General features: G+C 35.0%; 10 protein-coding genes and 1 pseudogene. 2 read left to right on the top strand and 9 right to left on the bottom strand.

Annotated features, from left to right (window positions below; genetic code table 11):
* The first annotated feature begins 25 nt into the window (after positions 1-25).
* Positions 26-1,021, top strand: a complete 996-nt coding sequence (locus VFS71_RS05975; protein WP_326399969.1) for an NAD(P)H-dependent glycerol-3-phosphate dehydrogenase — start codon at positions 26-28, stop codon at positions 1,019-1,021.
* Positions 1,022-1,104: 83 nt separating this feature from the next.
* On the opposite strand, the gene VFS71_RS05970 is transcribed toward VFS71_RS05975, so the two are convergent.
* The 3 genes from VFS71_RS05970 to VFS71_RS05960 all read right to left on the bottom strand — a co-directional run bounded on the left by VFS71_RS05970 (position 1,105) and on the right by VFS71_RS05960 (position 3,074).
* Entirely contained in the window at positions 1,105-1,512 is a 408-nt protein-coding gene (locus VFS71_RS05970; RefSeq protein WP_326399967.1) for a hypothetical protein, read from the bottom strand.
* A gap of 76 nt (positions 1,513-1,588) precedes the next feature.
* Positions 1,589-2,608: a phenylalanine--tRNA ligase subunit alpha gene (gene pheS, locus VFS71_RS05965; RefSeq protein ID WP_326399965.1), complete on the bottom strand. Its 1,020-nt coding sequence runs from the start codon at positions 2,606-2,608 to the stop codon at positions 1,589-1,591.
* A 109-nt stretch (positions 2,609-2,717) separates the two neighbouring features.
* Positions 2,718-3,074, bottom strand: coding sequence for a hypothetical protein (locus VFS71_RS05960; RefSeq protein WP_111408279.1), 357 nt, complete (start codon positions 3,072-3,074; stop codon positions 2,718-2,720).
* 129 nt (positions 3,075-3,203) lie between these two features.
* Between VFS71_RS05960 and VFS71_RS05955 the strand changes: the two genes are divergently transcribed.
* Entirely contained in the window at positions 3,204-3,704 is a 501-nt protein-coding gene (locus VFS71_RS05955) for a CvpA family protein (RefSeq protein WP_326399964.1), read from the top strand.
* Positions 3,705-3,929: 225 nt separating this feature from the next.
* Here VFS71_RS05955 and VFS71_RS05950 read toward each other — a convergent pair whose 3' ends face one another.
* The 6 genes and pseudogenes from VFS71_RS05950 to VFS71_RS05925 all read right to left on the bottom strand — a co-directional run.
* Positions 3,930-4,676 carry a tetratricopeptide repeat protein gene (locus VFS71_RS05950; protein ID WP_326399963.1) on the bottom strand — a complete coding sequence of 249 codons (747 nt, stop codon included), beginning with the start codon at positions 4,674-4,676 and terminating at the stop codon, positions 3,930-3,932.
* A 70-nt stretch (positions 4,677-4,746) separates the two neighbouring features.
* A complete protein-coding gene (locus VFS71_RS05945) occupies positions 4,747-6,492 on the bottom strand; it encodes a BatD family protein (RefSeq protein WP_326399962.1) in 1,746 nt (581 codons plus the stop codon).
* A 77-nt stretch (positions 6,493-6,569) separates the two neighbouring features.
* Entirely contained in the window at positions 6,570-7,331 is a 762-nt protein-coding gene (locus tag VFS71_RS05940; RefSeq protein WP_326399961.1) for a tetratricopeptide repeat protein, read from the bottom strand.
* Between the two features lie 70 nt (positions 7,332-7,401).
* Positions 7,402-8,436, bottom strand: coding sequence for a VWA domain-containing protein (locus VFS71_RS05935; RefSeq protein ID WP_326399960.1), 1,035 nt, complete (start codon positions 8,434-8,436; stop codon positions 7,402-7,404).
* 72 nt (positions 8,437-8,508) lie between these two features.
* Complete coding sequence (locus VFS71_RS05930; RefSeq protein WP_326399959.1) at positions 8,509-9,510, bottom strand: VWA domain-containing protein; 1,002 nt, start codon at positions 9,508-9,510, stop codon at positions 8,509-8,511.
* A pseudogene (locus tag VFS71_RS05925) lies at positions 9,510-9,761 on the bottom strand (hypothetical protein); the annotation flags it as partial. The gene VFS71_RS05930 and the pseudogene VFS71_RS05925, both read right to left, overlap by 1 nt.

The raw sequence follows: 9,761 nt of genomic DNA, 5'->3' as shown, positions 1-9,761 counted from the left end.
ACTTTTGATGAAATTTAATAAAAAAATGGCCGATAATTTAAAATTTGCAGTGATTGGTGGCGGAAGCTGGGCTACTGCTATCGCTAAGATGTTGTGCGTAAATCTTCCCGAGATTTCATGGTATATGCGAAATGATGCTGCAATAGAACACATTAAAACCTACAAACACAATCCTAATTACTTAAGCTCTGTTGAGTTTGACAACAAAAAACTAAAACTTACAAACGATATCAACGAAGCCGTTGCTTATGCAGATTACATCATATTTGCAATTCCTTCTGCTTTTTTAAATGGTGAACTTGAAAAATTAACGGTTTCGCTAAAAGACAAAATAATTTTTTCTGCCATAAAAGGAATTGTTCCTGAAACCAGTTTAATTGTGGGAGAACATTTTCATTACAAATACGATATTCCTTATTACAATATTGGTGTAATTACAGGACCTTGCCACGCTGAAGAAGTAGCCTTGGAAAGACTTTCGTATTTAACCATTGCCTGTGGAGATCCTGACAAAGCGGGTATCGTTGCCAAAAATTTATCTGGAAATTATATCAAAGCAAAAATCTCTGACGATATTATTGGAACTGAATATGCCGCAATGTTGAAAAACATTTATTCTATTGCTGCAGGAATAGCACACGGATTAGGTTATGGCGATAATTTCCAATCGGTTATTATGAGTAATGCTATTCGAGAGATGAAAAAATTCATCAAGAAAGTGCATAAAATGAAACGAAACATCAATGATTCTGCTTATTTGGGTGATTTATTGGTTACGGGGTATTCCATTTTTTCAAGAAACAGAATGTTCGGGAATATGATTGGGAAAGGCTACACGGTTCAAGCTGCTCAAATGGAGATGAGTATGGTTGCTGAAGGTTATTATGCTGTAAAAAGTGCCTATAAACTGAACCAAGGCTATGGTGCCAAAACTCCTATTATTGATGCTGTTTACAGTATTTTGTATGAAGGGAAAGAGGCCAAAGCAGTGTTCAAAAAATTGACCGAGGAACTTGATTAGACATCAGATTTTAGATTGAAAAACAATAAAAAAAGGCATTTTCTTAAATTAGAAAATACCTTTTTTACTTATTGCTAAATATTTTATTTTACCATCACTCCATCAACAAACAAGAGCGGCACTTCTTCCACATTGGTATCGTTGATGCTGTTGGCTTTGAAAATAAATTTTTTGTCGTATAAAGTGTTTCCGATGAAATAGGTCACCATAAACTCATTGTTGAGTGCCAATACACTTTTTTCTATCATTTCGATTTTCACCACCGAAACGGCAGGCACTTCCATGAAAGCGTGACGCAAAAGAGAAGTTTTTTTCATTTCTCCGTCGATGGTTCCAAAAGCTTTGGAAACTACCATAACGCTGTCAAGTTGGAAATCGCTATCGTTTATTAAATAGGCATACCACACTTTTTCCATAAAATCGTCGCTCCATTCTTGAACGGCAGCTAGGAATACGTTTTCAACTTCGGGGATGTTAATATCTTTTTTCATTGTTGTCTAAAGTTATAAAGCCGAAAGTCGAAAGTCCCAAACATTGAAACTTTCGACTTTTGACTTTCGACTTAAATTATATGCTGGATTTAAATTGCTCTAGGAAACGCACATCATTTTCATAAAACATACGGATATCACCAATTTGGTACAGTAACATCGCGATACGCTCGATTCCCATTCCGAATGCAAAACCATTGTATTCGTCTGGATTGATGTCGCAGTTTTTAAGTACGTTAGGATCTACCATTCCGCAACCCATAATTTCCAACCAACCTGTTCCTTTGGTGATACGGTAATCGGTTTCGGTTTTTAAACCCCAATAAATATCAACCTCAGCACTTGGTTCCGTAAATGGAAAATAGGAAGGTCTCAAACGGATTTTTGATTTCCCGAACATCTCTTTGGTAAAATACAAAAGGGTCTGTTTCAGATCGGCAAAGGAAACGTCCTTGTCAATATACAATCCTTCCACTTGGTGAAAAATACAGTGTGAGCGAGATGAAACGGCCTCGTTACGGAAAACTCTCCCCGGTGAAATCGTACGGATAGGTGGTTTGTTGTTCTCCATATAACGCACCTGCACAGATGAAGTGTGTGTACGCAACAAAATATCAGGATTGGTCTGAATGAAAAATGTATCCTGCATATCACGCGCCGGATGGTATTCCGGTAGATTCAATGCGGTAAAATTGTGCCAATCGTCTTCGATTTCCGGACCTTCAGAAACGTTGAATCCGATGTTTGAAAAGACATCGATAATTTGGTTTTTTACCAACGAAATAGGATGACGGGAACCAATGATTGTTGGTTCGGCCGTACGGGTCAAATCGCCGTAGATTCCTTTGAACTCTTCTTTGTCAGCCAAAGCTTCCTGAATGGATTTTACTTTGTCTTCTGCAGAGGTTTTAAGTAAATTGATTACTTGTCCAAATTCCTTTTTTTGGTCGTTGGGCACGTTTTTGAATTCAGCGAAAAGGTCTTTTAATAAACCTTTGGTTCCCAGAAATTTTATTCTAAATGCTTCTAGTTCTGCTGTGTTTTGAGTGGAGAACGACTGAGCTTCACCAATATATTCTTTTATCTTGTCTATCATTTTCATTCCGTAATTGAGAGTGCAAATTTAGGAAATTTGTTTCAAGTATTCCGTTTAAAGTATAAAGTTTACGTTCCAAAAGCTGAAAACTGGAATCTAACTTCAAAATTTAATCAATCACTTCTCTTTCCAGAAAATAATTGACGATTGCTTCTTTCATTAAAACAGATTGTTCTCCAGCTTTTAACGGTGGTAATTGTTCTTTTACTTTGTAATGTGGCCAACCTTCCTCGTCAAAAAATTCGAATTCGTAGAATCCGTAAGGTTCCAATAATCGACAAATGGCGATATGCATCAAATTGAGTTTCTCATCTTTTTTGTATTCACGATGCACTTTTCCCAATTCCTGTACTCCTATTAAATAAATTATGGCGTCCAAATCCAAATCTTCCCCTTGTGAAAATTGATTGGAAAGTATATCTACAAGCCGTTCCCAGCGTTCTTTAAGTTGTGTGTCTCTTGACATTTTGATTGTTAATTGGTGATTTTCAAAAAGAATAATCAAATTATTTTACGCAAAGATAAGAACTTGAAAATTGACAATGGTTACCGATCAATTCTTTTATCTTTGCGCTTTTAATTTTAAAATAAAAAAATGAGTTTTTTTGATATTATCATAGGTGGATTCTTGTGCTATTCGTTGTATAAAGGAATTCGAAATGGACTTTTTGTAGAATTGGCTTCATTCGTTTCCCTTATTTTGGGTATTTACATTGCCATAAAATTTTCGGATGTACTGAAAAACATTTTATCGGGCTGGTTACATTGGAATCCTTATACTATTCAAGTTTTTGCATTTATCCTGACTTTTATTGTCGTGGTTATTGGCATTTATATGCTTGGAAAGCTCTTGACTAATGTAGCTGATTTTGCATTTTTGGGTTGGATTAACAGCGTTGGTGGTGGTTTTTTCAGAGTATTGAAAACCATTTTAATCATCAGTATCTTTTTTACGATTTTCGAAAAAATAAACTACCATAACTATCTGGCCAAAAAAGAAACGCTTGACAAATCGATTTTCTTTAACCCAATTCAGAAAATATCAGGCTTTGTTTTTCCGTCTATTGAGAAATGGTACGATAAGGCTAGGAAGTAGGTTGCAGTCTTCAGGTTGCAGATAGCAGTAGGCAGATTTTAGATTTCTTAAGTCTAATAAGATTATTTTATTACCTAATCAAATACTGAATACCCATAAATAGAGTAGCCCATAGTTGAAACTATGGGCTACTCTATTTATAAATTTAATCGTTTTTTTTTAGAAAATTATCAATATGAATATTAATTACTAAAATCCGCCTACTGCTATCTGCTATCTAAAAAACTAATCCTTCACTTCTTTAATCGACCTACTGTCAATCCAACCTTCGGTTCCATCAGTCAATTGAATTTTTTTCCAATATCCTAATGTTTCTTCCACATACACTTTAGTACCTGGGTGCAGGACAAAAGTGGTAGCACTTGCGTTTTGAGGTTCGCTTCTTACGTCTGCTGATTCAGCAAAAACGATGGCTGGCCTTTCATTATCGAAATGGCTTTTTTCAAAGAAAGCTGCTGAGATGCTCATTACTAGTAATAATAGTATCACAAACATTCCCACAAAGAAAATTCTTTTTACAGCTACTGTTTGATAAAAATAATAACCCATAAAAAACGACAAGAACAAAAACGCAAAGCCAATTGTAATCCAAGCCCAAGTATCGAAAGGATAAATTCCCGTAAAGTCACGAAGCATTTTTGCAAAACCTACTTTTGGAACAACTTTTATTTCGTCAATAGTTTGCTTTTGGGCAAATTTTATATTGTTCAAAACATCTTTGTCAGCAGGATCCAAAACCAAGGCTTTTTCATAATTATAAATCGCTGGTGCCGTTTGGTGTAATTTATAATAACAATTCCCTAGATTAAAATACAATTCGACAGACTCTTTGTTTGCTTCCAAAACAGATTCATAGGCTTTCGCAGCCTCAGCATACTTTCCGTTTTGGTACAAAATATTTCCTTTTTCAAAACCCGTCTGGGCATAGAAAACTTGTGAGATCAATAATAGTATGTAAAAAATGTTTTTCATTTTAATTAAATTAAGTTGCTAAGAGAATAAGTTTCTTAGCAACTTAATCTCTTAGAATCTCAGTATCTACTTATATCTGTTTTTCCAATTCCGAAATGATGGCTACCGCTTTATCAAAATCGTGTTGAATCGTTGCACTAGATGATGGTGCATATCTCGCAATCTCGCAATTCTCGGTGAGCGCAATAAAATCATTGACCACTTCAGGTTTGGCTTTCCTAGACAACAACAGTTCCTGAATGTTATCTTTACTCATTTCCGAAGTTTCGATATGCAACTTGGCTTTTAAGAAATTATGCATTGCTTTTTCCAATGCAACGTAAAAAGGCTCTTTGTTGTTGATTTGTTTTTTAGCTTCTGATAAATATTTCTTAGCCAATCTGTTGTTCATTTTGATTCGGTTTCCAAAAACATCACTGTCAATTGCTTCTTTTTTCTTTTTGAAAAGAACAATTATCGGAAGCAACAAGAATGGCAAGAACAATAACCCGTAGAATTTATCAGAACCAAAAAACACAGGTTCATCTTTTGTTGCGAGTTTTGTTTTTAAATCGATATATTTAAATTGCTCAACTCCATCTATTCTATTTTTTCCGACGCTTGTAGTTGCAGATGCCTCTGCTGTTTGAGTAGGTCCGTCAAGAACATTGATTTTAATTTCATTAGAACTTATCGTTTTGTAGGTTCCTGTTCCTAAATCAAAATACGAAAAATGCATCGGTTTTATGACATAATCACCTTTATATTGTGGTATAATAGTATAGGAATCTGATATTTTACCCGTCATTCCAGATAGTGGTGTGTTTACCTTTTCGTCATGAACGGCATCATACATTTCTAATGCATTTGGTACTTCAGGCTTAGGCAAAGTAAATAATTTAAGATTACCAGTTCCAACCACACTCAAAACTAAATCTAAACTTTCTCCGTTTTTCAAAGTTGTTTTGGATGGAATTGCCTTAAAATCAAATCTTCCAACAGCTCCTGTAAAATCTAATGGTTTCCCTGCTTCTGGCAAAGGTTTTACGTTAATCGTTTTGGTTCCTGCAGATACTCTTTTAGTATCTTCAACCAATATAACTCGACCGAATATATCTCTACGATTCGTTGGCAATTGAACTCCAATATTTAACGAAAGTGGTTCTATGGTCAGTTTTCCAGATTTTTGTGGATATAAAACAGTTTTACGTAAAACAACATAACGATATTGCTCTCCTTTAAACATTCCTTCCTCAGGAACCAATTGTTTAATATCAATGTTCTGATTCCAAAAATCATTATATTTTGGTTTGCTGAGTTCTTCAAAACCTCTAATCCCTATATTATTAAAATACAATTTATACACAACCGTGATAGGTTGATTAATGTATGGATTTGTATTTGAGATATCGGCTACTAAATATAGATTATCATCGGCAGAAACTTGTGAGTCATTTGGATCTCTAGGTTGTTCTGTAGCCGCAGTTACATTGATTCTGATGGGTTGCGTTTTGTAAATCTGACCATTATACTCAATCATTGCCTGTTTGATGACCAAGTTCCCTTTTTGGTTCGGTAATAAAAAATAAGAATAGCTTTTCTCGAAAGATGTTTTTCCATTTATCCAAGATTGACTTACCTGCTGACTTGGCCCAGCAATAATTCTAAAGCCGTCAAACGAAGGTTGCGCAAAATTATCTCCATCAATATTCATCACAAAATCGATACGTAATCTCTCGTTGAGACCAAGCGTCGTTTTGCTTACTCTCGCCTCAAATTGTACTTGAGCCAAAAGTCCCTGAAAACTTAATAGGAATAGAATTAAATATCTTTTCATTACTTTTTTAATCTTTTTGTATTTAATGTTTAATCGAAAATTTAAAAACTTTAATTTCTTATTGGTTCTTTAAAATTCTACCAATCTTTTTCTGTTTTCCTAGGCGAGCCTTTTTCTTTATTGGCATTTACCTTCTCTTGTATTTTCTTTTCCTCATTGTTTACGGCATCCAAAAGATTTTCGGTACGTTGTTTTGAAATACCTCCTGGTTTTGGTTTTGGCTGCCCTTGGTCATCTTTGGGTTTACCATCATCCTTTTTATCTTTGTCCCCGTCTTTCTTGTCGTCCTTTTTGTCTTTATCGCCGTCTTTCTTGTCGTCTTTTTTATTTTTATCCTTGTCTTTATCTTTGTCCTTATTCTTGTCTTTGTCCTTATTCTTATCTTTATTTTTATCGTCTTTTGGAGGAGGATTGTCTTTTAGCATTTTTTTGGCCAAAGCATAATTATAACGCGTTTCTTCATCCTCAGGATTGTTTCTCAAAGCATTTTTATAGGCTTCAACAGCTTGTGTGTAATCCTTCTCTTTCATGAAGACATTTCCCAAATTATGGAAAGCTTTATGTTTTTGAGTTCTTGTTTTCAAACTTTTCAAAGCATTTGCATAAGCAAATTTGGATTCCGAAAATTGATTTTGCTTATAAATAGAATTTCCCAAATTATACGAAGCTACCGTTCTGCTCGGAAATTTAGAATGCGAAATTCTATAATTAGCTTCGGCATCCACAAAATTCTTTGCTACATATTCCTCATTTGCTTCAGGCAAAACTTTGTCTTTCTCTTGGGCATTGGCCACAAAAGTCAAAAGCAATAGTAGTAAGTATATAATTCTATTTTTCATTTTCATTTAAATGTTCCTTTCAAAGTATTTACTAATGATTGCCTCGTTAGCTTCCCTTGATTTTAATACTTTATTTATTCTCGTTAAATAAATTCAACTTGTTTACCCAGTTGGTTTTTCTTTCTAAAAAGAAAACATCCAAAAACAACAACACAAACCCAATTCCTAAAAACCATTGAAATTGCGATTGGAAGTCGGCCATTTGAGTAGCTTCAAATTCAGTCTTTTGGATTTTATCCAAAGTTGCTTTTATATATTCCAGTACATCTTTGGTATTGTTTCCGTTTACGTAACCGCCACCAGTAATTTTCGCAATAGTAGCCAGACTGTTTGGATTCAATTTGGTTATCACTATTTCTCCATTGTTATCTCTTTGGTAGCTTTCGACAATTCCATTTTTTTTCAGAGGAATTGTCCCTCCTTTTTCCGTACCCAATCCGATGGTGACAATTTTCATTCCTAACTTCTTGGCTTCCTCCGCTGCGGCTTCTGCACCTTCAGAATGGTCTTCCCCATCCGAAATCATAATCATTAATTTGCTGGTTTTACTTTTATCATCAAAATAAGTTCCAGATAATTTTATCGCATCATCTAGTGAAGTCCCTTGAGACGAAACCATTCCGGGTCCCATACTTTGCAAGAACATTTTGGCTACGCTATAATCGGTTGTTATAGGTAGCACCGGGAACGCGCTTCCTGCATAAGCCACAATTCCTATTCTATCACTTCCCAGCTGATTGATAATTTGTGATACGATTTGTTTACTTTTTTCCAAACGGCTTGGGGCAACATCCTCGCAAAGCATACTTTTGGATACGTCCATCGCAAAAACAATGTCTATTCCTTCTCTTTTTACTGTTTCAACTTTGGTTCCAATCTTAGGATTTACCAATCCAAAGATCAAGGCAATTAATGCCAAAAGCAAAACGCCCAATTTCAAAAAAGGCTTGAAAATAGAACGTTCTGGGCTCAGTCTTTTGATAACTTCCAAATCTCCAAACTCGCGTTGCTTCTTTCTTTTCCAATATAAATTAAATAGAAAAAGTACCGCCACAACTGGCAGTATAAAAAGAAAGTATAAATATTTTTGTTCGTCTAATTCCATTTTTTTCTTTTACTCACAGTTTTCAGTCGCAGTTTTCAAATTGAAACTTCGACTAAAACTGAAAACATTTTATTATATAAAACTTCTATATACTGTATTACGCAAACCTATTTCCAACAATAATAAAAACCCAGCCAGTAAAACAAAAGGTCTGAACTTTTCGTCATAATCATAGAATTTTAATTCTTCGATTTCAGTAGTTTCCAGTTTATTGATTTCACTATAAATTTGAGCTAATTTATCATTACTAGTCGCTCTAAAATATTTTCCTCCCGTTTTTCTCGCAATATTTTTCATCAATTGTTCGTCAATCTCAACCTTCATCATTCGGAATATCAATTGTCCATTTGGTCCTAGTGCATAAGGCGATTCTGCCATTCCATTGGTACCAATACCAATAGTGTAAACTTTTATACCATACTGTTGTGCAATATCCGAAGCAGTTTCTGGTTCGATAAATCCTGCATTATTGACACCATCCGTCATTAAAATGATCACTTTACTTTTGGCCTTACTGTCTTTGAGTCGGTTTACGGCTGTCGCCAATCCCATCCCAATTCCAGTACCGTCCTGTAAAACATTATCGTATTTAATACTAGCTATCGCTTCTTGAATAACCGCTTTATCACTAGTTACCGGTGATTTAGTATACGCTTCAGAAGCATAAACCACGAGTCCAATTCTGTCATTCGGTCTTTCATCAACAAAAACTGAAGCCACTCTTTTTAGCGCTTCCATTCGGTTTGGCTTAAAATCCTTAGCAAGCATACTCCCGGATACGTCGACCGCCACCACAATATCGATCCCTTTTGTCGTTTTGGTTTTATTGCTAATGTCAACTGTTCTAGGTCTAGCCATTGCCACAATCAATAATGACAATGCCAATAATCGCAAAACGTCTAACCCTGGTTTTAATTTTGCCAAAAGAGATTCTGTTCCTTTGAACCCTTGAAGAGAACTCATTTTTAGGGTAGCCGATTGTTGGTTTCTTTTCCAAACTAGCCAGACAATTGCCAATGGAATTAAAAGAAACAACCAAAAGAATTCTGGATTTAAAAAGGTTATTTTTTCCATTAGTTACTCGCTGATTTAAGTTCTACCGAATTCATAATACGGTCTGTCAATTCCGTAGCATATTTATCTCCTTCTTCGTGAAGAATCATAATTTGCTGTAATCCTCCTTCTTGTCCAAAAAGTACTATTTCATAATATATTTTGGAACTAGTTTGGCTATTACCATCTATTCTTGAAAAAGTACCGTATCCTTTTTTACCTGTAACTCCTTTATTGGTTTGAAAATCCTCTTCTTTAACAATCATATTTTG

It is taken from the genome of Flavobacterium sp., from assembly GCF_035760125.1.
Lineage (GTDB): Bacteria > Bacteroidota > Bacteroidia > Flavobacteriales > Flavobacteriaceae > Flavobacterium.
The sequence above is the reverse complement of the archived record's forward strand: the minus strand, read 5'-3'. Positions and strand labels throughout refer to the sequence as shown.

Bases quoted from the DNA above. Each gene is read 5' to 3' on its own strand.
- VFS71_RS05975 (WP_326399969.1), top strand. From the start codon at position 26: ATGGCCGATAATTTAAAATTTGCAGTGATTGGTGGCGGAAGCTGGGCT.
- VFS71_RS05970 (WP_326399967.1), bottom strand. From the start codon at position 1,512: ATGAAAAAAGATATTAACATCCCCGAAGTTGAAAACGTATTCCTAGCT.
- pheS (WP_326399965.1), bottom strand. From the start codon at position 2,608: ATGATAGACAAGATAAAAGAATATATTGGTGAAGCTCAGTCGTTCTCC.
- VFS71_RS05960 (WP_111408279.1), bottom strand. From the start codon at position 3,074: ATGTCAAGAGACACACAACTTAAAGAACGCTGGGAACGGCTTGTAGAT.
- VFS71_RS05955 (WP_326399964.1), top strand. From the start codon at position 3,204: ATGAGTTTTTTTGATATTATCATAGGTGGATTCTTGTGCTATTCGTTG.
- VFS71_RS05950 (WP_326399963.1), bottom strand. From the start codon at position 4,676: ATGAAAAACATTTTTTACATACTATTATTGATCTCACAAGTTTTCTAT.
- VFS71_RS05945 (WP_326399962.1), bottom strand. From the start codon at position 6,492: ATGAAAAGATATTTAATTCTATTCCTATTAAGTTTTCAGGGACTTTTG.
- VFS71_RS05940 (WP_326399961.1), bottom strand. From the start codon at position 7,331: ATGAAAAATAGAATTATATACTTACTACTATTGCTTTTGACTTTTGTG.
- VFS71_RS05935 (WP_326399960.1), bottom strand. From the start codon at position 8,436: ATGGAATTAGACGAACAAAAATATTTATACTTTCTTTTTATACTGCCA.
- VFS71_RS05930 (WP_326399959.1), bottom strand. From the start codon at position 9,510: ATGGAAAAAATAACCTTTTTAAATCCAGAATTCTTTTGGTTGTTTCTT.